The 22,793-nt window shown below is 39.8% G+C and carries 24 protein-coding genes; 20 read left to right on the top strand and 4 right to left on the bottom strand.

The window, feature by feature from the left end; all coding sequences use genetic code 11:
* Positions 1-39: 39 nt before the first annotated feature.
* A complete protein-coding gene (locus ACHWSC_RS22680) occupies positions 40-1,257 on the bottom strand; it encodes an ABC transporter permease (RefSeq protein WP_394678274.1) in 1,218 nt (405 codons plus the stop codon).
* Between the two features lie 150 nt (positions 1,258-1,407).
* Between ACHWSC_RS22680 and fmt the strand changes: the two genes are divergently transcribed.
* Entirely contained in the window at positions 1,408-2,325 is a 918-nt protein-coding gene (gene fmt, locus ACHWSC_RS22675) for a methionyl-tRNA formyltransferase (protein ID WP_394678273.1), read from the top strand.
* Here fmt and ACHWSC_RS22670 read toward each other — a convergent pair.
* Positions 2,322-2,543, bottom strand: a complete 222-nt coding sequence (locus ACHWSC_RS22670) for a helix-turn-helix transcriptional regulator (RefSeq protein WP_046675813.1) — start codon at positions 2,541-2,543, stop codon at positions 2,322-2,324. The two genes, fmt and ACHWSC_RS22670, sit on opposite strands and share 4 nt — an antisense overlap.
* A 390-nt stretch (positions 2,544-2,933) precedes the next feature.
* Between ACHWSC_RS22670 and ACHWSC_RS22665 the strand changes: the two genes are divergently transcribed.
* The gene (locus ACHWSC_RS22665; protein ID WP_028068906.1) at positions 2,934-3,794 is read left to right on the top strand and encodes an RNA polymerase sigma factor RpoD/SigA; all 861 of its coding nucleotides are present in this window, start codon (positions 2,934-2,936) and stop codon (positions 3,792-3,794) included.
* 136 nt (positions 3,795-3,930) lie between these two features.
* Here the strand turns inward: ACHWSC_RS22665 and ACHWSC_RS22660 are convergent, their stop codons facing one another.
* A complete protein-coding gene (locus tag ACHWSC_RS22660; protein ID WP_088161042.1) occupies positions 3,931-6,786 on the bottom strand; it encodes a pitrilysin family protein in 2,856 nt (951 codons plus the stop codon).
* 249 nt (positions 6,787-7,035) lie between these two features.
* On the opposite strand from ACHWSC_RS22660, the gene xerD reads away from it, so the two are divergent.
* A complete protein-coding gene (xerD, locus tag ACHWSC_RS22655) occupies positions 7,036-7,938 on the top strand; it encodes a site-specific tyrosine recombinase XerD (protein WP_145328523.1) in 903 nt (300 codons plus the stop codon).
* On the opposite strand, the gene ACHWSC_RS22650 is transcribed toward xerD, so the two are convergent.
* Positions 7,939-9,183, bottom strand: coding sequence for an NAD(P)/FAD-dependent oxidoreductase (locus tag ACHWSC_RS22650; protein WP_394678272.1), 1,245 nt, complete (start codon positions 9,181-9,183; stop codon positions 7,939-7,941).
* 127 nt (positions 9,184-9,310) lie between these two features.
* Here ACHWSC_RS22650 and hutH point away from each other — a divergent pair, with 127 nt between their 5' ends.
* The 17 genes from hutH (at position 9,311) to ACHWSC_RS22565 (ending at position 22,791) form a co-directional block, all read left to right on the top strand.
* Positions 9,311-10,840: a histidine ammonia-lyase gene (gene hutH / locus ACHWSC_RS22645; RefSeq protein ID WP_394678271.1), complete on the top strand. Its 1,530-nt coding sequence runs from the start codon at positions 9,311-9,313 to the stop codon at positions 10,838-10,840.
* Positions 10,833-11,948, top strand: a complete 1,116-nt coding sequence (locus ACHWSC_RS22640; protein WP_394678270.1) for a WG repeat-containing protein — start codon at positions 10,833-10,835, stop codon at positions 11,946-11,948. The genes hutH and ACHWSC_RS22640 overlap by 8 nt, the downstream gene beginning before the upstream one ends.
* A gap of 15 nt (positions 11,949-11,963) precedes the next feature.
* Positions 11,964-12,695: a 3-oxoacyl-ACP reductase FabG gene (gene fabG / locus ACHWSC_RS22635; RefSeq protein ID WP_286733676.1), complete on the top strand. Its 732-nt coding sequence runs from the start codon at positions 11,964-11,966 to the stop codon at positions 12,693-12,695.
* 4 nt (positions 12,696-12,699) lie between these two features.
* Complete coding sequence (locus ACHWSC_RS22630) at positions 12,700-13,926, top strand: beta-ketoacyl synthase (protein WP_075994721.1); 1,227 nt, start codon at positions 12,700-12,702, stop codon at positions 13,924-13,926.
* 9 nt (positions 13,927-13,935) lie between these two features.
* The gene (locus ACHWSC_RS22625) at positions 13,936-14,172 is read left to right on the top strand and encodes an acyl carrier protein (RefSeq protein WP_075991971.1); all 237 of its coding nucleotides are present in this window, start codon (positions 13,936-13,938) and stop codon (positions 14,170-14,172) included.
* 14 nt (positions 14,173-14,186) lie between these two features.
* The gene (locus ACHWSC_RS22620) at positions 14,187-15,068 is read left to right on the top strand and encodes a lipid A biosynthesis acyltransferase (RefSeq protein WP_075991970.1); all 882 of its coding nucleotides are present in this window, start codon (positions 14,187-14,189) and stop codon (positions 15,066-15,068) included.
* Between the two features lie 155 nt (positions 15,069-15,223).
* Positions 15,224-15,664 (top strand): hypothetical protein, encoded by a 441-nt coding sequence (locus tag ACHWSC_RS22615; RefSeq protein WP_075991969.1) that lies wholly within the window; start codon positions 15,224-15,226, stop codon positions 15,662-15,664.
* A 2-nt stretch (positions 15,665-15,666) separates the two neighbouring features.
* On the top strand, positions 15,667-16,116 hold the full coding sequence (locus tag ACHWSC_RS22610) for a thioesterase family protein (protein WP_083663564.1): 450 nt from the start codon (positions 15,667-15,669) through the stop codon (positions 16,114-16,116).
* Complete coding sequence (locus tag ACHWSC_RS22605) at positions 16,113-17,267, top strand: beta-ketoacyl-[acyl-carrier-protein] synthase family protein (RefSeq protein WP_394678269.1); 1,155 nt, start codon at positions 16,113-16,115, stop codon at positions 17,265-17,267. The genes ACHWSC_RS22610 and ACHWSC_RS22605 overlap by 4 nt, the downstream gene beginning before the upstream one ends.
* Before the next feature lie 2 nt (positions 17,268-17,269).
* A complete protein-coding gene (locus tag ACHWSC_RS22600) occupies positions 17,270-17,869 on the top strand; it encodes a hypothetical protein (protein WP_394678268.1) in 600 nt (199 codons plus the stop codon).
* A gap of 3 nt (positions 17,870-17,872) precedes the next feature.
* Positions 17,873-18,130, top strand: a complete 258-nt coding sequence (locus ACHWSC_RS22595) for a phosphopantetheine-binding protein (RefSeq protein ID WP_075991965.1) — start codon at positions 17,873-17,875, stop codon at positions 18,128-18,130.
* Between the two features lie 3 nt (positions 18,131-18,133).
* Complete coding sequence (locus ACHWSC_RS22590) at positions 18,134-19,315, top strand: beta-ketoacyl-[acyl-carrier-protein] synthase family protein (protein WP_394678267.1); 1,182 nt, start codon at positions 18,134-18,136, stop codon at positions 19,313-19,315.
* Positions 19,308-20,303, top strand: coding sequence for a beta-ketoacyl synthase chain length factor (locus ACHWSC_RS22585; RefSeq protein ID WP_394678266.1), 996 nt, complete (start codon positions 19,308-19,310; stop codon positions 20,301-20,303). Before ACHWSC_RS22590 ends, ACHWSC_RS22585 begins: the two co-directional genes overlap by 8 nt.
* 20 nt (positions 20,304-20,323) lie before the next feature.
* The gene (locus ACHWSC_RS22580) at positions 20,324-21,067 is read left to right on the top strand and encodes a polysaccharide deacetylase family protein (RefSeq protein ID WP_394678265.1); all 744 of its coding nucleotides are present in this window, start codon (positions 20,324-20,326) and stop codon (positions 21,065-21,067) included.
* Positions 21,057-21,689: an outer membrane lipoprotein carrier protein LolA gene (locus tag ACHWSC_RS22575; protein WP_394678264.1), complete on the top strand. Its 633-nt coding sequence runs from the start codon at positions 21,057-21,059 to the stop codon at positions 21,687-21,689. Before ACHWSC_RS22580 ends, ACHWSC_RS22575 begins: the two co-directional genes overlap by 11 nt.
* Positions 21,670-22,281 carry a hypothetical protein gene (locus ACHWSC_RS22570; protein ID WP_394678263.1) on the top strand — a complete coding sequence of 204 codons (612 nt, stop codon included), beginning with the start codon at positions 21,670-21,672 and terminating at the stop codon, positions 22,279-22,281. Before ACHWSC_RS22575 ends, ACHWSC_RS22570 begins: the two co-directional genes overlap by 20 nt.
* A gap of 132 nt (positions 22,282-22,413) precedes the next feature.
* On the top strand, positions 22,414-22,791 hold the full coding sequence (locus tag ACHWSC_RS22565) for a 3-hydroxyacyl-ACP dehydratase (protein ID WP_145328542.1): 378 nt from the start codon (positions 22,414-22,416) through the stop codon (positions 22,789-22,791).
* Positions 22,792-22,793: the final 2 nt, after the last annotated feature.

Here is a 22,793-nt window from a genome sequence, read left to right as displayed (position 1 = left end):
AATACGATTTTTTCAAGAAAGCGAAGCCTAAAAGTAGTGTTACTTAAAAGAAATGGCTTTGATCGGACTAATCTTGGTAATTAGCATTGACGGAATAAATAATGAGATCATTCCGATAAACACGACAGCCAAATTGACCAAAATCACATCAGACCATTGAAGTTGAACGGCCACATAGGAGATATAGTAGGTCTTCTCATCCAATTTAAAGAAATGGGTAAAATCCTGAAAAAAGTAAAAACCTAAGCCAATAAGATTACCGATTAATAATCCCAGACCGATGAGGTACAAGGCACTGTACATGAAGACGCGGCGAATTCCGGCATTGTGGTACCCCAATGCCTTTAAGATACCGATCATTGAAGTCCGCTCAAGAATGGTGATCAGCAAGGCGGAGATCATATTGATAATAGCAACGACCGTCATCAGTATGAAAATGATTTTGGTGTTCATGTCAAGCAATTCCAGCCACTGAAAAATATCAGGGACCTGATCCTTGATATTGATTGCCTGCATATCGATAGGCAACAGATCTTCAACCTTGTTCGTTGTCTGTTCGAGCTGACTAAAATCTTTAATCCGAATCTCATAGCCCCCTACTTCATGATCATCGAGGTTGCTCAGTTTACGAATGACATTGAGAGACCCGATCACATAGACCTTATCTAATTCTTCGGAGCCTGTATTAAAAATGCCCTTAATGACAAATTTACGTTTACGTATAGGATCCTGCACGAAATACATAATAAAATCGTCACCGACTTTTAGGAGCAGTCGATCTGCGAGATACTTGGACACCAAAATCTGATTATCCGCATTATCCGATTTAAAGTTTATCATGCTCCCTTCCACCAGCATACGCTGAAAGGGCTGCTGATTATACAAGGAATCGATACCTTTGAGAACCACTCCTTCAACTTCATCGTTGACATTAATGATGCCGGCTTTAGTCGCAAAGGAACTAATTGAGTTGACTTGGGGAATCGCTAATATGGACTTGCGGACCTCCGGTGTAAGTGTTATGGGTGAATTCTCGTAAGACTTATTCAGGTCGTAACGTAAAACCAATACATCGGCAAAAAAACTCCGTTGCTTGCTGATAATCTCTCCCTTAAATCCACGCAATACCGCAATAGATATGATAATCGCTGCAATAGCAAGAGCAATTGCACCAATAGTCACCCGAACGATCAATTTTGAGAACGTTCTTTTTCCAGAAAATGCGATCCGATTTGCTAAAAAATAAGGAAAATTCAAGCTTTCAATATATTTATGTAACTTCGCAAAGTTATAAAAATTTGTTATTTACAAAACTGAAATGACAAATAATTAGGCGTTTTTCAGTAGGCTATTCAACAAGGAGGCCCCTGTACTGGTTTAAAGAGTTTTATAAAAATTACAAGTATTATGCGTATTATTTTCATGGGTACTCCCGATTTTGCTGTAGCTTCACTTGAAGCACTGATTCAGTCTGGCGAACAAGTTGTCGCTGTGGTTACGGTACCGGACAAACCTGCAGGACGTGGACAAAAAATACATGAATCTGCTGTGAAAATATTTGCTACGCAACATAATATCCCAGTTCTTCAACCAGTGAAACTCCGTGATGAGGCATTTTTAGATGAACTGAAAAGTTTTCAGGCGGACCTACAGGTTGTGGTAGCATTCCGCATGCTTCCTGAGATCGTCTGGAATATGCCTAAATTTGGAACAATCAATGTCCACGCCTCACTCCTTCCACAATACCGGGGGGCAGCACCGATAAATCATGCAATCATCAATGGAGAGAAAGAATCGGGCGTAACGACATTTTTACTGCAGCACGAAATCGACACGGGAAACATCTTATTGTCGAAAAAAGTTGCCATCAAAGAAACAGACAACGCCGGTGATCTTCACGATAACCTCATGGTTGCCGGAGCAGAAACTCTCCTGCAAACCATTCAGCAATTAAAGGCTGGAGCCTTACAGCCCAAACCTCAAGACGTCCTTCTCACAACGGATCCGCTCAAACATGCGCCAAAAATTTTCAAAGAAGACTGTAAAATAAACTGGGATCAGCCCACTGCACAAGTGTATAACTTCATTCGCGGTTTAAGCCCCTATCCAGCGGCATTTACCCTCTTAAATGATAAGGTCCTAAAAATCTATAGCACAGAAAAAGAACTTGTCAATACAGCTACAATACCGGGAACCATAGAAACTGACAAGAAAAGTTTCTTAAAAATTGCGGCGCAAGACGGCTATATTGTCATTTCTGACCTTCAACTCGAAGGGAAGAAAAGAATGAATGTACTCGATTTTTTAAAAGGTTATCGATTTTAGCCTTTTTCATCACCACCATCATAATATTGCAGCAGATCACCAGGCTGACAGTCTAGCGCTTTGCATATCGCTTCAAGGGTATCTAATCGCAATGCCTTCGCCTTTTGATTCTTGATGATTGAAAGATTGGAAAGGGTAATTCCGACATTGTCACTCAATTGGTTAAGCGACATTTTTTTCTCTTTCATTATTTTATCCAAGTGAATTAAGATTGGCATAATATAATTTTTATTCTTTTAAATTTATTTAATGTCACTAATAAAACAAAAGATCCATCTTTTTGTTTTATCATAAAATTATCATTTTAAAATAAATTTGAGGAATGCATATTGCATAATAAATCAGCTACCGTCGAGTTAAATTGTCTAGAATAAGAAAAAAAATTTAAACCCTTTAGCACTTTAAATATCAAACAGTTGAATATTACAGCAACAGATAAGAAGAAAAAAAATATTAAAATGGAATAGTTTTTGATGATTAAAAATTGAAACTCAAAAAAACCTAACTCATTAAATATGAGTGGCTAGATAATCAATTTTCCATTAATAATTCAAAAATTTTTCGTATTTTCGCAAACATTTCTTAGAGAGGAGAATTAATAAAAATTAATGAGACAGCTCAAAATTACACAATCTATCACCAATCGTGAGTCACAGTCTTTGGACAAATACTTACACGAAATTGGTAAAGTAGACTTAATTACAGCAGAAGAAGAAGTAGAATTAGCACAGCGTATCCGCGAAGGCGATCAAGTTGCCTTGGAAAAATTGACTAAAACCAACCTTCGTTTCGTAGTATCAGTAGCAAAACAATATCAAAATCAAGGTTTAACCTTAGGTGATTTAATCAATGAAGGTAACCTGGGCTTAATTAAAGCAGCTAAACGTTTTGACGAGACAAAGGGGTTTAAATTCATTTCTTATGCCGTTTGGTGGATTCGCCAATCTATTCTTCAAGCAATTGCTGAACAATCGCGTATCGTACGTCTGCCATTGAACCAAGTCGGTTCATTGAGCAAAATCAGTAAGGCTTTCTCAAAACTAGAACAAGAATACGAACGGGAACCATCTCCAGAAGAATTGGCGGATATCCTTGAAACCACAGTAGACAAGGTTTCGGATACCCTAAGCAACTCTGGCCGTCACGTATCTATGGACGCTCCCTTTGTTCAAGGTGAAGAAAACACACTTTTGGACGTTTTGGAGAACCATGATCCAGACACAGACAGTTCTTTGATTGATGAATCTCTATCAGAAGAAATCAAACGATCATTGGCAACATTGACAGAAAGAGAACGTGAAATTATCGTACTTTTCTTTGGCTTAGGTTCCAATCACCAATTGTCGTTAGAGGAAATCGGAGAGAAATTCAATTTGACACGTGAACGTGTTCGTCAGATCAAAGATAAAGCTCTTCAGCGTTTGAGACACACTTCAAGAAGCAAAATCTTAAAATCCTATTTGGGTTAACAAGAGATACTTATTAGACATTTTGGCAATCCCAATCAGAAATGGTTGGGATTTTTTTGTCCATAATTTCTTGTCCAATAAAAAAAGGGTTGCCTACTGAGCAGGCAACCCTTTTTTTTATTTTCCAAGACTCCTGTTATTTAGAATCCGGCATCAAGATAAATTCAAAAAGTCGATCTCTTTTCAAATATTTCCCGGCAACGTCCTGCACTGACTTTGAAGTTACCTTCTTCAAATTGTCTATTCTTCGTGTATATCGCGTAAGATCAAGATCATTCTGATATGAACTTGATATGTAATTCAGCCAATAGCCATTTTCACGAAGATTTAACTCATTTTGTCGCTGTTGTTCTGCTAGGAACTTCTCAATATCTCCATTTTCGGGGCCCTGTTCCTGAATCTTTTTTACCTCATCCAATGCCGAAGCGATTAAAGCATCAGCCTTATCTACTGCGGAACCAAAACCAATGGAGAAAGCATAGCGCGCTTTTGGCAGCTTACTAAAACTTGCCCGAGCGCCCACTCCATAAACACCACCTTCTTTTTCACGGAGTCTTTCAAGCAATTTGATCGTCAAAACACTCTCCAAGGCTTCCATATTAACATTTTCAGTTTCATTATAGGTATAGTCCCCATAGTAGGCCAATTGCGTACTTGCCTTTTCTTCTTTTCCCTTATGAACAACCACGCGCTCTCCCTTGCTCGGCTCCAGAATATTTAAATCCTTATAGCTCTCCCCTCTTTTAAGGGCCGGCAATGAGGCAAGATAGGTTTCTAAATAAGGCTTGATCTGATTTTCGTCAAATGACCCCACAATTGTAAACACAAAATCCGAAGCATCCGCAAATCGTTCTTTGTAGATTGCCAAAGCACGCTCCCGATCAATTTTATTGATCGTTTCTACCGTTGGGTTTTGCCGACGGACATTGTTGCCATAAAGCACTTCTTTCACTTTATCCGAGAATACATTATTTGGATTGCTCAATCTATTTTCCAAAGATCCTTTTGCCCGGGTCATGGTACTCTGGAAAATATCCTCGTCCAAGCGAGGTTCGGTAAAATAACCATAAATCAATTCAAAAGCATTCTTCAATCCTTCTTTATCTGTGCTACCTGAGATACCTTCGTAGCGTTCAGAAATGTACGGAGAGATGGAAACATCTTTTCCCGAAAGATACTTCGTAAGCTCAACGTTGTTCATTTGTCCAACGCCGCTTGCATCAATTAAAGAGGATGCATTAGAGGCCGAAAAGTAATCTGCATCGTTATAGCCAGATGTTCCACCTGGACTATACGCCATAATCTGTATCTCATCATTTTTAAAGTCCGTAGGCTTTAAGATCACTTTAACACCATTGCTTAAGGTCAATTCCTTCGCTTGAACAGCGTCAATATTTCTTGACGATACAACAGCGCCTTTCACCGGTTCTTTTGAAAGCAAGGGAAGATTGGAAACTTTATCTTCATAAGCTGTCACAGGAGTCTCTTCAACTGCTTTTACCCAGCTCATTACGGTAGACTCAGCCGGTAGGTTGGCCTTATCCTTCTCTGGCCCCATAACCAAAACATCGCGGTTCAGATCGGTATAATATTTTTTCACCAAGCCATTTACTTCTGACAGCTTCAACGTTGGTAACAGCTGTTTAGTCAAACGATAAGCGTTTTCATTACTTAAAGCGGGTTCATCATCAATAAAATAATTTAGATAACGATTGACGTAACTATCCGATTTCTTTTTATCACGCTCGATAAAAGACATCTCGTTACCTTTTTTCATATCTGCGATGGCACGATCCAACTCCGTCTGTGTAAAACCGTATTTTTGAATACGCTCAAATTCTGTTAGCATCGCCTTAAATCCGGATTCCAACTCGCCCGGTTTTGGGACCACCAGCAATGAAAAAGTATTGAGGTTAGCAACAAAATCGCTGATACTTCCACCTGCCTGCATAAAAGGAGGATTCGGTTGCTGCATCAATTCAGAAAAACGACCTGCGATCATCTGATTGAAAACACTCTTCAACAGCTCGTTTCTATAATCTCCTACAGTGGAAACTTTTTCTTTTTCACTTTTAATCAAAATCTGCGCGACGGTATAAGGCAGTTCCGGATCTGAAATTGCCAAGAACTGGTTCTTGTTTAACAAATCAACACGATATTTTTTACGCTCCAATGCTTTTTTGGGCATTTTCATATCGGAAAACAAAACTTTCACCCTTTCTTCCATTTCCTTAGGATCAATATCCCCAACAATGATTAGAGCCTGTAAATCTGGGCGATACCAGTCCTGGTGGAATTTGCGTATTTCTGTATAAGGAAATGTTTTCAGGATCTGTTCAGTTCCGATAGGCAAACGTTTGGAGTAAAGGGATCCATTGAGCAACATCGGAAAGTATTGATCCTGTAAACGCTGCTGCACTCCTCTTCCACCACGTTTTTCTTCGAGGATAACGCCCCGCTCTTTATCAATTTCTTCGCCATCCAACAAAGCATCCTGAGCCCAGTCGCGCATCACCTGCAAACCATTTTTTAAAAGTTCAGGATCGTCAGAAGGAATTGGTAGCTGATAAACTGTCTGATCAAAGCTCGTATAGGCATTCAGATCCGAGCCAAATCGAACTCCTGCCTTTTGCAAGTAGTTAACCAATTCATTCTTTGGAAAATGCTTCAGGCCATTGAAGTTCATATGCTCTAAAAAATGTGCTAAACCAAGCTGTTTTTCATTTTCCAGAATAGAGCCGGCCTTCATGCCCAAATACATGGTGACACGCCCCTTAGGCTCGCTATTTTTACGAATGAAGTATGTAAATCCATTTTTCAGCTTCCCCGTGATGACTTCGTTGTCGAAGGGTAATTTTTGATTCAGGGCCAAACTATCTTGGGATAGAATCGCCCGTGCTTCCGCGGTTAACGTAGTTGGCTTTTTTGCTTCTGCTATATAGAATGTAGCAGGTAACAGAAAAGCTAATGCAAGTGGTTTAATGAATTTCATACAAAAAAATGTCTTTTTTTTAGTCAGTTATTTTTGCTAATTGTTTTATATTAGGGTAAACGGAACTGGAGATCAATTGTCCCGATAAATAGTAAAATACAGATCAATACTTTTTTCATTATCCAAGGAGGAATCGGGTCCCTCCATTAGGGAACGTCTCTTTGTGTTACTTATAATCTGTAAAAATTCCACCTAAAAATACAGAATAACTTTCGAAAAGAACAACAGTTAATTGTAATTTTGTTGCAAATGGATTTTGAAAACTGGAGTGATATAAAAAAGGAATTCGAACAATTCTTAAAGTTCGAAAGAGGCTTGAGCATTAATTCAATTGATGCTTACTTAAATGATGTATCCAAATTTCAGATCTACTGTGAAGACAATCATTTGGTTTTAAATACCGTAACGAGAAAGAATATACAGGAGTTTTTGGCTTGGTTGCAGGAATTTAATATTTCGCCCTTCACACAATCCAGGTTAATATCTGGCCTTAAGACATTCTTTAGCTTTTTGATGATCGAGCATGAATTCGTCAACAATCCGACCGATCTCCTTCAGGCGCCACGCTTGGCACGCAAGCTGCCCAGCGTTTTGAGCATTCAGGAGATCGACCAATTAATCTCGGCAATCGATCTTTCTTCACCCGAAGGTGAACGTAATAAAACGATCATCGAAATCTTATACGGATGTGGTCTCCGTGTTTCCGAACTTGTCACCCTCAAAATATCAAACCTTTTTTTAGATGTAGAATTTATCAAAGTTGAGGGCAAGGGAAGCAAAGAACGCCTAATTCCAATTGGCCAACACGCCATTAAACACCTTCGCATCTACTTAGAAACGGTTAGACCTCATATCAAGATTAAGGCCGGAAATGAAGATATTGTATTCCTCAACAGAAGAGGCGCCGCATTATCGCGGGTTATGATCTTCTTGATCATTAAGGAACTTGCCTCAAAAATCGGGTTACAAAAAACCATCAGCCCACATACCTTTAGACATAGCTTTGCATCACACCTGGTGGAAGGCGGTGCCGACTTAAGAGCTGTACAAGATATGCTCGGTCATGAAAGTATTACCACGACCGAAATATACACACACATCGATAGGGACTACCTTCATTCCATTATTACGCAATATCACCCCAGATCTTAACTATATCGATTTCTCCTGCTTGGACATTCGAATAAGATGCGCCAAATTTTTCACCACACGATCGTGTTTCAAAACGAATGGATTGTTTTTATCCCACACGTATCCCGCTAATATTGCACAAATGCTACGTTTCACCTCCGGGTTTTCGGGTTGATGATAAAATAACTCCTGCAGATTGCCTGTATACCATTCCTGTATATATGTTGTAAAAACTGCAATCCCATCTTTCATATAGTCTTCAAATTCTGACTGCCAATCCACTGTTTCACCCTCGATCTGCCTTAAAGCTAACTTCGCCGCCAAAATACCAGATTCTGTAGCGAAACACACACCGGAAGAAAAAACAGGATCCAGGAATTCGGAACTATTACCGGTTAAGGCATACCCTGGCCCATACATTTTGCTCACCGCAGTAGAATAATTACTCAATTTACGGGGTTCAAAAACAAAAGGGACATCACCAAACCGCTTAACATAGTAATCGGACAGTTGAATAGCCTTATTTAGCGCTGTAGTCGTATCTTCGCCCAGACTTTCGATGAACGAAGTTGGCCCCACAATCCCAACAGAAGTATTGCCATTGGAAAATGGAATTACCCACAACCAAACCTGCGTTTCCAATATATCAAAAGAAATCAGACTACCTTCTTGCCCTAGCGGTCGATTAACGTCATTGACATGGCTGAATATCGCCGAATGAGGGCTTAAACGTGAGGGTTCGTCCAAATTTAGCATGCGAGGCAAAACTCGACCATAACCCGAACAATCAATCAGAAAGTTTGCCTCTATTTTTGTTTCAACACCTTGGCTATCGCATACCGTAGTGATCGATTTTGCACCATCAAATTGTACGTCAGTTACTTCTGTACCGAAGGAAAGATCTACCCCTTTACGCATAAGCTCATTCGCCATTTCCTGATCAAAATCAGCTCTCGGTATCTGCCAGGTCCAATCCCAACCTTCGGAAAATTTATCTGAAAAATCGAAAATACAGACTTCTTTCCCGCGTATAAACCGCGCTCCAAATTTCTTTTCGAAACCTTGTGCATCCAACGCATCAAACAGCCCAGCTTCATCAAAATGATCCATCACGCGCGGTATCAGACTCTCTCCTACCACGATTCTCGGAAACTGGCTTTTTTCGACAACCTTTACCCTTGCCCCCTGTTTTTGTAAATACCCAGCAGCAACCGAACCGGAAGGTCCCGCCCCGATGATCAAAATGTCAACCTGTTCAACGTTCATTATACGCTTTGATTAAAAGAAAAAAATATTAATTTCGTGCCTGATTAATAATTGCCAAATCTATTCACAAAAAATAAAATAAAAAAAACAATTTCGAGAGTTTTTTAAAATTGCTATCCCATAAATCATGAGCTTACTCACCAACCATTTAGATTTAAAACAGTTTATCCAAATAACCTACGGAAACGAAAAATTGGATATCGATGACGATATTTGGGAAAAAGTAGATGCTAGCCACAATTTTCTTCAGAAATTTGCTGAAAACAAAGTAATTTATGGTGTCAATACCGGTTTTGGCCCCATGGCTCAATATCGGATTAAAGACGAAGACCGCACTAAACTTCAATACAACCTAATTCGCAGCCATGCCTCAGGAACAGGACGACTTCTTGATCCGCTTCAGGTAAAAAGCACTATTTTAGCACGCTTAAATACATTAACTCTCGGTTATTCAGGAGTCCATAAATCCACCATTGCTTTGATGAAAGAATTGATCAACCGCGATATTTATCCAGTTATTTTTGCACACGGTGGTGTCGGTGCCAGTGGTGATCTCGTACAGCTTGCACATTTGGCCCTGGTATTAATTGGTGAGGGTGAGGTAATGTATAAAAACGAACGAATTCCAACCCAACAAGCTTTTGATGCTGAAGGTCTTGCCCCTATTCAGATTGTTCTACGTGAGGGCTTGGCACTGATCAATGGCACTTCGGTCATGACAGGGATTGGCATACTAAACTGGAACCATGCGCAAAAGGCCTTATCTTGGTCCATCAAAGCAGCCTGTGCAATCAATGAAATCGTTCAAGCTTATGACGATCATTTTTCGGAAGCGTTAAATCAAAGCAAAAAGCATCCTGGACAACAAGCTATTGCCAAAAAGATGCGCGGTCACCTTGCAAGCAGTAAGTTGATTCGAAAACGCGAAGACCACCTCTATACTGGTGAAAATCAAGAAGATATTTTCAAAGACAAAGTACAGGAATATTATTCCGTCCGTTGTGTTCCGCAAATATTGGGTCCGGTTTCGGATACCATTAACAATGTGGGCACAGTGCTTGAGCATGAACTAAATTCAGCCAACGACAATCCCATCATTGATCTAAACGATCAACATGTGTATCATGGCGGCAATTTTCATGGCGACTATATTTCACTGGAAATGGATAAACTTAAATTGGTTATGACCAAGATGACAATGCTTGCGGAAAGACAATTGAATTATTTACTCAACAGCAAGATCAATGAGATTTTCCCGCCTTTCGTAAATTTAGGCACATTAGGACTAAATTTTGGCATGCAAGGTGTCCAATTTACGGCAACATCCACAACAGCGGAATCCCAAGCGCTAAGCACTTCGCTCTACATCCATAGCATTCCCAACAATAATGACAACCAAGATATTGTCAGTATGGGTACGAATGCAGCAATGTCATGCAGTCAGGTCATCGAAAATTCCTTTGAAGTGCTGGCGATAGAATTTATTACTTTAGCACAGGCAATTGACCATTTAGGTTGTCAGGAAAAATTAGCAAAAGAAACACTATCTTGGTATATGGACCTGCGTAATTTGTTTCCGGCCTTTGCCGAGGATCAAGTGATGTATCCGATTATTAAAAAAGTAAAAGAATACTTAATCAATAAAAATCATGATTAAAAGGCTCACATTCGGCGGATTATTTATACTATCATGCACCTTCGCATCTGCGCAACAATTGTCGCGGGTACAAGAAAAGGGACTTGTCGGATTTATCAATAAAGATGGATCGTTTCAGATTACACCTCAATTCAAAAATGCTCAAGATCAATCCGAAGGAAAGATTGCTGTTTATGATGGCAGCAGGTGGGGATTTGTAGATAAAGATGCGAACTATATTATTCAACCTCAATACGTCAATGCCAAATCCTTCAGTCAGGGAATGGCGATGGTGAAATCTGCAAGCGGTTGGCTTTACATTGATTCTCTCGGGCAGGAACTGAAGTCGATCTCTAGCAAGCGGGTTTATGAATTCAATGATGGTGTTGCTTTTTATCGTGATGCGACCAATTTAGTCGGTCTCATCAACAACAAACAAGAGGTTGTGCTTCCACCAACTTATGATGTCATCCGTCCATTTAAGGATGGCTACGCTAAAGTCGCCAAAAATAAAAAATGGGGTGTCATTGACAATCAGGGAAAAGAGGTCGTCGCTCCAAATTATGATGATATCGGCGATTTTAATGTTGGATTGGTATGGGCAAAAAAACAGAACAACTGGTTTCTCGTATCTGGTCAAAAAGAAATTGCTCTCCCTGGTATTTCAAAAATTGAAAATATTGAAAACCCCGACTTTGTCCTTGTTCAGCAAGGAAATAAAATCGGTTTTATGGCATCGGATGGCAAATGGGTGATACCTGCAACTTATGATGATGCGCGAAATTTTCAGGAAGGTCTAGCTCCCGTGAAATTAAATGGGAAATGGGGATATATTGATACTACAGGTAAAATGGTCATCCCTACTGCCTATCAGGATGCCCTTTCATTTTCTCCGGAGGGCCTCGCTGCAGTTAAAGACAGTAAATGGGGATTCATCGATAAAAATGCCAAAGTTATCATCCCCTTTCAATATGAGATTACTGCGGCGCTAACGTTTAAGAAACAGGAGAAGGGATTTATCGATGGTTTAGCGCGAGTTAAACTCAATGGCAAATGGGGATTTATTGACACCAAAGGAAACCTTTTAGGAAACAAATGGTTTGATAATGCAGAATTATTTCAAAATTAATATACATATTGTAGGATGAAATGCGCTTTAGTTACAGGTGGATCAAGGGGAATTGGCAGGGCAATTTGTCTTAAACTGGCTCAAGAATTGGGCTATCATGTGTTGATCAACTTTCAGCAGAATGAAACTGCAGCATTAGAAACACTTGCTGCTATAGAAGCAAAGGGCGGTAGTGGTTCGCTTCTAAAATTCGACGTCGCAGATAAATCCGCAGTCGACAAGGCCTTATCTACCTGGGAATCGAGCCATCCCGAAGCTAAGCTTGAAGTTATCGTTAATAACGCCGGGATAGCCAAAGATGGCTTGTTTATGTGGATGCCAGCAGAAGATTGGTCCTCGGTAATCAACACAACCGTCAATGGTTTCTATCATGTTACCCAATTTTTTATACAGAAACTGTTACGCCAGCGTTATGGTCGTATCATCAATATGATTTCCGTATCCGGTGTAAAAGGTACAGCTGGTCAAACCAACTATTCGGCGGCCAAGGCGGCTTTGCTAGGTGCAACTAAAGCGCTGGCTCAGGAGGTTGCCAAACGGAATATCACCGTCAATGCTGTGGCACCTGGATTTATTCACAGTGACATGACTGCCGATATGGACGAAAAGGAACTAAAAAAACTGATTCCGGCCAATAGATTTGGGGAACCTGAGGAAGTCGCAGACCTCGTCACCTTTTTAGCTTCTTCAAAAGCAGGCTATATTACGGGGGAAGTAATTAATATAAATGGAGGAATTTATTCGTAAATCTATGGAGCAAAGAGTAGTGATCACGGGGATGGGAATATATTCCTGCTTGGGGACATCATTGGAAGAAGTAAAAGATTCTCTGCAACAAGGAAAATCAGGGATTATCTTCGATGAAGAACGAAAAACTTTTGGATTTCGTTCCGCATTAACCGGTGCCGTTCCACAACCAAATTTAAAACATGAATTGAACCGCCGTCAGCGAATATCCATTGGTGAAGAAACAGAATATGCGTATTTGGCTACGATGGAAGCCTTAAAAAATGCAGCCATTGACGATGCTTTTCTCGATGAACATGAAATTGGTATTCTCTATGGAAATGATTCGGTCTCCAAAGCCATTATTGAAGCTGTCGATATTGTACGGGAGAAAAAGGATACCAGCCTGATAGGTTCTGGAGCGATTTTTAAATCAATGAACTCCACGGTAACCATGAATCTCTCCACGATATTCCGTTTAAAAGGCATTAACATGACGATATCCGCCGCCTGTGCCTCCGGATCCCATTCTCTAGGGCTTGGATTCAACCTGATTAAAAGTGGCATGCAAGATATGATTATCTGTGGTGGGGCGCAAGAGATCAATAAATATGCCATGGCCAGTTTTGATGGTTTAGGTGTTTTTGGAGATGATACCCTGCCGGCTACAACAGTATCACGTCCCTTTGACAAAGATCGGTCCGGATTGGTACCTTCTGGCGGCGCCGCTACAATAATTATAGAAAGTTATGAATCCGCGGTACGTAGAGGAGCCCCTATCCTAGCGGAAATTGTAGGTTATGGATTTTCATCCAACGGAGGGCATATTTCTACACCAAATGTCGAAGGACCGGCCTTGGCCATGGAACGCGCAATTAAACAAGCTGGCGTTAAACCCTCCGATATTGCCTACATCAACGCACATGCCACATCCACCCCTGTAGGCGATGCCAATGAAGCACAGGCTATCTTGCAGGTATTCGGTGAAAGCCAACCTTTTGTCAGCTCCACAAAATCTATGACAGGCCATGAATGTTGGATGGCCGGCGCCAGTGAGATCATCTATTCCAACATCATGATGTTAAATGGTTTTATGGCTCCAAACATTAATTTTGAAAATCCGGACGAACATTCAGCCAAATTAAATATCGTTAAACAAACCGTATTTAAAGAATTTGACCTATATTTGTCCAATTCTTTTGGCTTTGGGGGAACTAACTCTGCATTAGTCATTAAAAAAATAAACGATTAACTTATAAAAATGATTTCTGAAAAGATTAACGAAATACTTGTTGATGAGTTTGAAGTGGATGTTGATTTAATCCAACCGAATCTAAATTTAAAAGATACATTAAATTTAGACAGTTTGGATTATGTCGATCTTGTCGTTATCATTGAGTCCAATTTTGGTGTCAAATTGGTTGAAGCCGATTTCACAAATATCCAAACCTTCCAAGACTTTTATGACCTCATCAAACGTAAGACAGCTCATAACTAAGTCAATGTTTACCAATGAGTCAGTGGAAAGGACAATCGAAGGGTAGTGTCTTAGGATATCGAATCTTTGTATTCTGTATTCAAAAGCTAGGAATCCGTACAGCTTATCTGCTGCTGGTATTTGTAGCTTTTTATTATTTCCTGACTTCTTGGAGTAGCAACCGGTCGATCTATTATTACCTAAGATATCGACTAAAATATTCACTTCCTTCAACGCTCATTGGATTTTACCGGAGTTACTTTACTTTCGGTCAAATCCTGATCGATAAAACAGCAATAGCTGCGGGTATGCGCAACAGATTTAGCTATGAATTTGACGGTATTGCGATTTTAAAATCTGCCTTGGAGAAAAAAAATGGCGGTATCCTGTTATCAGCACATATCGGTAACTTTGAAATCGCCTCTTATTTCCTGGAGGACATCAATATCGAGAATCAGATTAATCTGGTTATTTCGGACCGCGAACATCAAGCCATCAAATCATACTTGGCAAAAGTATCGCGTAAATCGACTGTAAAATTCATCGTTATCCAAGAAGATCTCTCCCACGTATTTGCCATCAATGAAGCACTTACAAACAATGAACTAATTGTCTTTACAGGTGATCGTTATCTAGAAGGCACCAAAACTCTTTCGGCAGATTTACTGGGTAAAAACACACAATTTCCAGCCGGCCCATTTTTAATCGCTTCCAGGCTCAAGGTTCCTGTTATTTTTGTCTATGTTATGAAAGAACCTAAGCTCCACTATCATCTCTATGCCCGCGAAGTGGAAGTGAAACACCGTGACGCTCAGGGCTTACTGCAAACCTATTGTCAGTCGCTAACCTATATGATCAAAAAATATCCAATGCAGTGGTTTAACTTCTACGATTTCTGGAAGGACTATTCCCAATAAACATCCACAGTTCTGTTTACATTATTTATCTGAAGGAACAAAAAAATAACACAGCAGAGGCGCTGTGCTAAAACCGATCAAAAGCAATTTTGCGCTACTTGAAACCTATGATTTTATCTTTTAATTAGTAACTTTGAAGGAACTTTTTTAGACAAATGACAGCTGCCCCATTTCCAATAGTCGATAACATATTTTTACAGAATTTATTACCTCATCGTGCTCCGATGGTTATGATTGACTGCCTGTACGATTTCACCGAAAAGACAGTGGCAGCAGGTTTAACTGTTCAAGAAGATAATATTTTTGTGGAAGATGGTATATTATTGGAAGCAGGTATTATTGAGCACATGGCGCAATCCATTGCTTTACATACTGGTTACAGCTTTTACATCAAACAACAAACTGCACCTATAGGTTATCTCGGTACAATAAAAAGTATTTCAATAGATTCCTTCCCTCAGGTCGGAGAAAAATTGCTGACTAAAGCAACGATTCTACAAGAGTTTATGGGGGTTACACTCGTTTCCGTAGAAAGCTTTGTCGGAGATCGACAGATCGCTCAAGCTGAAATAAAAAGTGTAATAGCTTCTTCATGATTATGGCAAAAAATAAACGAACCGAACAAGTCAATCAGATTACTTGGACAAGTCCCTTACGTATACGTTTCAATGAAGTCGATTCGTTGGGGATAGTTTGGCATGGCCATTACATCAGTTATTTTGAAGATGGCCGAGAATCTTTCGGCATGGAACATGGACTGACCTATCTAGATATTCATGGCCATGGCTATACAACACCGATCGTGAAGAGTACCTGCGAACATAAACTCCCATTAAAATATGGTGACAATGCACGTATTGAAACATCCCTATTGGATACCAAAGCAGCAAAGATTATTTATCGTTACCGCATCCTAAATGACAACAATCAGGTTGTCTGCCTAGGTGAAACGATCCAGGTATTTTTAGATTCTTCAGGAAACTTACAATTGTATACTCCGGATTTTTTTCAGCAATGGAAAAATCGGCTTGATTTTGTCAGCAAATGAAAAAGGTATATTTAGGCCCATACAATTGTATATCCCCCATAGGTAATAATCTGGCAGACACCTGGAATGCCCTTGTTAGCGGCAAATCAGGAATCAAGTTGACCGACTTTGCTGAATTGCATGGAGACGTTTACGCCGCTATTGTTGAAGAAGAACAATTGGATCAGCATTTAAACAAATTGCTGCAGGACACACAGCTCCCCTCCGATGCGGCATTCTCAAAACTAGAAAAGCTCATGATAGCCGCATTAGCACCTCTTGTCAAAGCAGTTATTATTACACAAGAGACTGAATTAATCGTCTCAACAACCAAGGGCAATATCGCGCAATGCGCAGGCGGAGCAAACGATATTGTTGCTGCAAGCCTTCCCGTACTAGCTCAAAGAATAGCCGATTTTTTTGGTTTTAAACGGCCTCCGATAATCATTAGCAATGCCTGTGTATCGGGTCTGCAGGCCATCTCGACCGCTAAACGACTTATACAGATGGATTATTGTAAAGATGCCATTATCGTTGCTGGGGACCTGGTCAGTGAATTTGTCGTTTCAGGATTTAAGTCTTTTCAGGCCCTAAGTAACACGGTATGTAAACCCTATGACGAGTTTAGACAGGGCTTAAATCTCGGCGAAGCCGCGGCAGCAATTCATGTCACCGGCCAAAAATTAACAGATCAAGAATTCTTTATCGCCGGCGAAGCCTCAATCAACGACGCAAATCACATTTCAGGACCATCACGTACAGGCGAAGGACTGAGACTTAGCATCGCATCTGCATTGGCCGAAGCCAAATTAGAACCAAAATCTGTTGATTTTATTTGTGCACATGGAACAGCAACAATTTACAACGATGAAATGGAAGCTGTGGCCATACATCATTCCGGATTAGCCACTAAACCGATCAATAGCTTAAAAGGGTACTTCGGTCATACCTTGGGAACCGCTGGACTCATCGAGAGTATTATTTCTTTGGAATGCTTACGAAATAATTTACTACTCCCCAGTTTAGGCTATCAAAAACAAGGCACTTCATTACCTCTAGCGGTTGTCACTGAGCTATTGGAACAACCCCAACCTCTTATTCGCTGCTTAAAAACAGCATCGGGATTTGCTGGCACAAATACAGCCATATTATTTGAAAGGGAGTTACGATAAGCATGGAACAACACTATCAAATCAGCAGGCATTGCCGAATCGATACAAAAGGCGTATATGTTAATGGTGAACAGATTTCAGCAGCAATATCCTCAGATTTTGCTACTTTTTCAAAAGCATTTTACTATTCACTAGAAACGACTTACCCGAAGTTTTTCAAGATGGATAACCTCAGCAAATTAGCTTGGCTAGGGGCTGAATTACTATTGAAAGAGGAAAAAACAAAGAATATCGGCATTGTCTTGTCGAATAGGCACAGTAGCCTTGATACCGACTTAAAGCACCTTAATACCATCGCAGACAAGGAGCATTACTATCCCAGTCCTGCTATATTTGTATATACCCTGCCCAATGTCTGTATGGGTGAAATTGCGATTAGGCATAACCTGCAAACGGAAAATATCTTTTTTGTTTCAGCGCAATTCGACAGTCAACTTGCAGTAAATTACTGCAATTACCTCTTAAATTCCAGCAGAGTGGAAAAGGTACTATGCGGTTGGGTCGATTATATGGAAGGAAACTATAAATTGGTTTTGTATCTTGTGGAAAAAACAGGCATTGTAGCACATAATTTAAATGTCGTAAGACAACTAACACAATAAAGAATGGAAGAGTTGAAATCGGAATTAAAAACGAAAATCATTGAAGCCTTAAACTTAGAAGAAGTCACTGTAGATGAAATTGAAGATCAGGCACCATTATTTGGAGATGGTCTAGGACTAGACTCTATTGATGCATTGGAGCTGACTGTTTTATTGGATAAGGATTATGGTATTAAAGTTACTGACCCAAAAATCGGAAAGACTATTTTTCAATCCATTGAAACATTGGCAACCTATATTTCAGAAAATAGAACGAAATAAAACATGAAAAATACTATTGCGGTTACTGGAATGGGCATGATTACCGCCATTGGAAATGATGTCGCGCAAAACTATCATTCTTTGCTCCAGAAACAGCATGGTATCAAACCGCTTCAACATATCTCGGGAAAACATCAACATCACACGCTTGTTGGTGAAGTGTCGTTAACGAACGAAGCATTAATTGAAAAATTAGGTACTGAGGTACCCGACTATTGTTCCCGAACCAGCCTACTTGCCGCAATTGCTGCAAAAGAAGCCATGTCTCAGGCTGGTATTACAGCAGCAGTTGATACGCCAATTGTTTTGGGAACTTCGGTTGCGGGAATGGATATTTTTGAACAACATTTCCCGCATTTACAACAGACCGGCACACTCGTACAACGCCGGGATGTTGGGGATTCAAGTGCCATATTGGCCAAAATATTGGGCAGCAATGGTTATGTGACGGCTATTAGTACAGCATGTTCCTCGGCGGCTAATGCCATTGGCTTTGGGGCTCGACTTTTGCGCTCGGGACGCGCAGATCGGGTTTTAGTGGGCGGATCGGATGCCCTGTCAAAATTTACAATCAATGGCTTTGACAGTTTAATGCTCCTGTCCGACCAACTTAATCGCCCCTTTGACAGCAATAGAAAAGGGTTAAACTTAGGTGAAGGTGCAGGTTTTTTAGTACTTGAATCTACAAGATCCTTAAAAAACACAAAGAAACCCATATTAGGTTACCTGAACGCGTTCAGCAACGCCAATGATGCCTTTCATCAAACCTCAACTTCAGATAGCGGTGAAGGTGCCTATCTCGCTATGCAAGAGGCTCTAAAAATGGCAGAGTTGATACCGAGCGAAATTGATTATATCAATGCACACGGAACGGCGACCGAAAATAATGATCGAACAGAAGCAACGGCGATACAGCGATTATTTAACGATACGATACCGCCTTTTAGTTCAACCAAATCATATACTGGACACACATTGGGAGCTTCAGCCGGTATTGAGGCAATATATGCACTACTCGCCATTCAGCATCAACTGGCCTTTGCTAATTTAAGATTTGAAAATACCATGGAACAGCCTGCCTTGCCGCCGCTCGCTGAACACCAACGTATAGACATCCGGCATGTACTCAGCAATTCCTTTGGATTTGGCGGCAATTGTTCAAGCTTAATTTTTTCGCATGCATAAAGTATATATTAATGCCGCAAGCATATGCGTTAACAACCTTAGCCTACCAAATAGTCGAGAAAATTGGATCAAGGTTGATCTGCCTAAAATAGACAGTAAGATCCTATCGCCCAACAGTGCAAGGCGAATGTCCAAAGCTGTAAAAATGGGAATTATATGTGCTATGGAAGCACTGCAACAGATTGATCGCAGTGAGCTGGACGGTATCCTCGTTGGAAGTGGAAAAGGCTGTCTAATAGACTCCGATAAATTCTTACAGTCCATTGTTGTTCAACAAGAAGAGTTTTTATCACCGACTGCATTTATCCAGTCGACGCACAATACCGTTGCCGGTCAAATTGCCCTTTTAATCAAAAATACAGGTTATAATATGACCTATTCACAGGGTCGCGTATCATTTGAATCGACCGTATTTGATGCCTATCTACAACTTGTGCTGAACGAACGGAAAACTTTATTGGTCGGTGCCGTTGACGAGCTTTCAGATATCAGTATCGACATCAGCGAGAGCATAGCCAATACAACAGATCAACCGATAACAACAGGAATCCCGCGGACAGAAGGTGCCGGTTTCTTCATTTTCTCCAATCAAAAGAATCAACATACCCTTGGAGAATTGGTTGACATGGTAATTTATCATCCAACAGAAGAGCTACGACCAGAAAGCCAACTAGCTGCATTTCTTAAAAAAAACAAGCTATCTGCCGAGCAGCTTGACTTGGTTATTTATGGTTCGGCAAAGCCGGAACCCCCATCAGAAATGGAGGCTGAGGCATTCAACGACTTAGCTAAAATAAACTATCAATCGCAGATAGGATACTTTGACACAGATGTTGTGTTTGCATTCGATTTCGCTTTAAAACAATTGAATAATCAAACCTTTCGATCGATGGAGAGTCCAATTGGAAATAAGATCGGTGCTTTTCAACATGTACTGATTTGTAATTTTGGATATCAAAACAGTCTAATGCTGTTATCGAGATGCTAAATTTTAAAAACACAACATACGTGAGTCTTGCCCTTTTTCTGATGACTGTATTCATCTGGAAAAACGATCAACTGTATTCTCCTTTGATTATTGTGCTGATTATGTATGTTGGAATAGTTTCCTGGGGAGCATTTGATCTTCGTCTAAATTTCTTTATGCAATCGACAACAGGCGTAAGAAAAAATGTGCGGCAAGTTGCGATCACTTTTGATGACGGCCCTACACCTTTTACCTTGGAAATACTAGACTTACTGGATCAATATCAAGCAAAAGCTAGTTTTTTTTGTATTGGCACACAGGTCGTCAAGTATCCCATGATAGCGAAGCAAATTATTGAAAGGGGCCATGTAATTGCCAATCATAGCATGAATCATCCCAATAAGATGGGGTTTCTGCCAAGCAGACAAGTTGTTGAAGAGATAAATGAAGCTAATCATGCCATTGAAACGGCAACAGGAAAAAAAGTATTGCTTTACAGGCCTCCATTTGGTGTCAGCAATCCACATATTGCAAAAGCATTGCACGATTGCAAGTTGAAATCCATTGGTTGGAACATCCGCTCCTTGGATACTTTAAATCTAACTGAAGATCAGATTTTTGCACGCATTGCAAAAAAACTAAGTCCCGGCAGTATCATTCTTTTACATGATACATCCGAGAAAACAGTACATATCGTTAAAAGTTTATTAATGGCATTAAAGGTTAACAAATTAGAAGCCGTAAATTTGGAAGATTTCTTAAATCAAAAAGTATATGAAAACTAAGCTCATTCTACTCCTTGTTTCTGTATTTCACATTGCGCTGACCAAAGCACAAGAAACAGCTATGTCAAGCGCTGAAATAACTAGTTTTAAACAAACCGTCGTAGCGGAAGCACAAAAAATAAAAACCTTAAAAACAGATTTTGTCCAATATAAGCACTTGGATTTTCTTTCTAAAGAGATTACGTCCAGTGGATCCATGTTATTGAAAGACCCAAACAAGCTGCTTTGGAAATACAATACACCGATCCAATATGGTATTCTTTTTAAAGACAATAAAGTATTGGTAAATGATCAAGGTAAAAAAAATAAGGTCGACCTTGGCAACAATAAAAAGTTCGAGAAAATCAATAAAATGATTATTGGCAGCATCAGTGGAGATCTCTTTGCTGCCGATGACTTTACGATCACCTTTCACAAAAATCGAAATCAACGCATAGCGAAGCTTTCACCTAAAACAAAAGAGCTATCGGCTTATATTCAAACGATCGTATTGTATTTTAATGATCAACAATCTACAGTTTCGGAAGTCCAGTTGATAGAACCGTCTAAAGATTATACAAAAATAGTTTTCAAAAACAAGCAGATCAACCAACCAATCAGCGATGCGTTATTCAGTTTTTAGTCTGTTACTTTTAGTTCTTCTGACAGGATGTAAGGTTTACTACCCAAATGGTAAACAAAACTATGGTGCAATCGACACTCTCGTTCAAAACCCCTATTTTGCCAGGTTAAATGAAGAGCGCTTATATCGGGCTACAATTCGCTTTTATGGAAAAGAGATGACAGGAATGTTTGTCGCCAAAAGAATCAGTCAGGACGATCATCGGATTGTACTTACCTCTGATCTGGGGAATACCTTATTTGATATAACGATTTCCAAAGACCAACATCTGGTCAATTATGTCATGCAAGATCTCGACAGAAAGATAATCCTCCACACCTTAGTGAGGGATTTCAGAGCTTTAACACAAACAACTTATAGAGCTGACTATCAAAATTTAATAGCCAATCAATTTTTAAGTATCTATAACAGCAAACGATATTTTCTTAAGATAGATGACCAAGGAACCTTAACCAAAATCGAAATGGCATCCAAGTACAAAAGAGCTTTTGAAATTCAATTCAAACCAGATTCTTTGGGGAAACTTGACAGCTTTAATATAAAACATCGTGGTATCAAGCTAAAAATGGATTTTGTAAATATTCCATTTTAAGCGACATGATACATAAGGCTAGATATAAAAAATAAACAAAGCCGTATTTCCGCTATAGTAAGTTCTTCAATTACTTTTATTATGCTCCGCTATTATATTGCATATAAAAGGTAATTTATCTAAGTTTGAAACATGGTTTTAGCAGACTTTTATACGATACACAATAGTCAGGTGCGTGAAGATGGAAAATATTTGATGGAGATAGGTATTCATCCCGATCATCCGATTTTTAACGGGCATTTTCCAGGGCGACCAGTAACACCAGGTGTATGTATGTTACAGATCATAAAAAATATAACCGAAGATTTACTGCAGACAAAACTCCGTATGCGGTCTGCCAAAAACATTCGTTTTTATGCCATTATAGATCCTTCCGTTCATTCCATGCTGACATTGGAATTGGCGGTTCAAGAAACCGAAACCATACAGATCAAGGCCAATTGTTCTTTCGATGATACCCTTGCACTTAAAATGGAACTCAATTTTTGCCGCACTTATCCTGTTGTATAACC

The sequence above is a fragment of the uncultured Sphingobacterium sp. genome (genome assembly GCF_964277905.1).
In the GTDB taxonomy this organism is placed as follows: Bacteria; Bacteroidota; Bacteroidia; order Sphingobacteriales; family Sphingobacteriaceae; genus Sphingobacterium; species Sphingobacterium siyangense.
The sequence above is the reverse complement of the archived record's forward strand: the minus strand, read 5'-3'. Positions and strand labels throughout refer to the sequence as shown.

What these genes read in the sequence shown, in the direction of transcription:
- fmt (WP_394678273.1), top strand. Translation starts at nt 1,408, where the DNA reads ATGCGTATTATTTTCATGGGTACTCCCGATTTTGCTGTAGCTTCACTT.
- ACHWSC_RS22670 (WP_046675813.1), bottom strand. Translation starts at nt 2,543, where the DNA reads ATGCCAATCTTAATTCACTTGGATAAAATAATGAAAGAGAAAAAAATG.
- ACHWSC_RS22665 (WP_028068906.1), top strand. Translation starts at nt 2,934, where the DNA reads ATGAGACAGCTCAAAATTACACAATCTATCACCAATCGTGAGTCACAG.
- ACHWSC_RS22660 (WP_088161042.1), bottom strand. Translation starts at nt 6,786, where the DNA reads ATGAAATTCATTAAACCACTTGCATTAGCTTTTCTGTTACCTGCTACA.
- xerD (WP_145328523.1), top strand. Translation starts at nt 7,036, where the DNA reads ATGGATTTTGAAAACTGGAGTGATATAAAAAAGGAATTCGAACAATTC.
- ACHWSC_RS22650 (WP_394678272.1), bottom strand. Translation starts at nt 9,183, where the DNA reads ATGAACGTTGAACAGGTTGACATTTTGATCATCGGGGCGGGACCTTCC.
- hutH (WP_394678271.1), top strand. Translation starts at nt 9,311, where the DNA reads ATGAGCTTACTCACCAACCATTTAGATTTAAAACAGTTTATCCAAATA.
- ACHWSC_RS22640 (WP_394678270.1), top strand. Translation starts at nt 10,833, where the DNA reads ATGATTAAAAGGCTCACATTCGGCGGATTATTTATACTATCATGCACC.
- fabG (WP_286733676.1), top strand. Translation starts at nt 11,964, where the DNA reads ATGAAATGCGCTTTAGTTACAGGTGGATCAAGGGGAATTGGCAGGGCA.
- ACHWSC_RS22630 (WP_075994721.1), top strand. Translation starts at nt 12,700, where the DNA reads ATGGAGCAAAGAGTAGTGATCACGGGGATGGGAATATATTCCTGCTTG.
- ACHWSC_RS22625 (WP_075991971.1), top strand. Translation starts at nt 13,936, where the DNA reads ATGATTTCTGAAAAGATTAACGAAATACTTGTTGATGAGTTTGAAGTG.
- ACHWSC_RS22620 (WP_075991970.1), top strand. Translation starts at nt 14,187, where the DNA reads ATGAGTCAGTGGAAAGGACAATCGAAGGGTAGTGTCTTAGGATATCGA.
- ACHWSC_RS22615 (WP_075991969.1), top strand. Translation starts at nt 15,224, where the DNA reads ATGACAGCTGCCCCATTTCCAATAGTCGATAACATATTTTTACAGAAT.
- ACHWSC_RS22610 (WP_083663564.1), top strand. Translation starts at nt 15,667, where the DNA reads ATGGCAAAAAATAAACGAACCGAACAAGTCAATCAGATTACTTGGACA.
- ACHWSC_RS22605 (WP_394678269.1), top strand. Translation starts at nt 16,113, where the DNA reads ATGAAAAAGGTATATTTAGGCCCATACAATTGTATATCCCCCATAGGT.
- ACHWSC_RS22600 (WP_394678268.1), top strand. Translation starts at nt 17,270, where the DNA reads ATGGAACAACACTATCAAATCAGCAGGCATTGCCGAATCGATACAAAA.
- ACHWSC_RS22595 (WP_075991965.1), top strand. Translation starts at nt 17,873, where the DNA reads ATGGAAGAGTTGAAATCGGAATTAAAAACGAAAATCATTGAAGCCTTA.
- ACHWSC_RS22590 (WP_394678267.1), top strand. Translation starts at nt 18,134, where the DNA reads ATGAAAAATACTATTGCGGTTACTGGAATGGGCATGATTACCGCCATT.
- ACHWSC_RS22585 (WP_394678266.1), top strand. Translation starts at nt 19,308, where the DNA reads ATGCATAAAGTATATATTAATGCCGCAAGCATATGCGTTAACAACCTT.
- ACHWSC_RS22575 (WP_394678264.1), top strand. Translation starts at nt 21,057, where the DNA reads ATGAAAACTAAGCTCATTCTACTCCTTGTTTCTGTATTTCACATTGCG.
- ACHWSC_RS22570 (WP_394678263.1), top strand. Translation starts at nt 21,670, where the DNA reads ATGCGTTATTCAGTTTTTAGTCTGTTACTTTTAGTTCTTCTGACAGGA.
- ACHWSC_RS22565 (WP_145328542.1), top strand. Translation starts at nt 22,414, where the DNA reads ATGGTTTTAGCAGACTTTTATACGATACACAATAGTCAGGTGCGTGAA.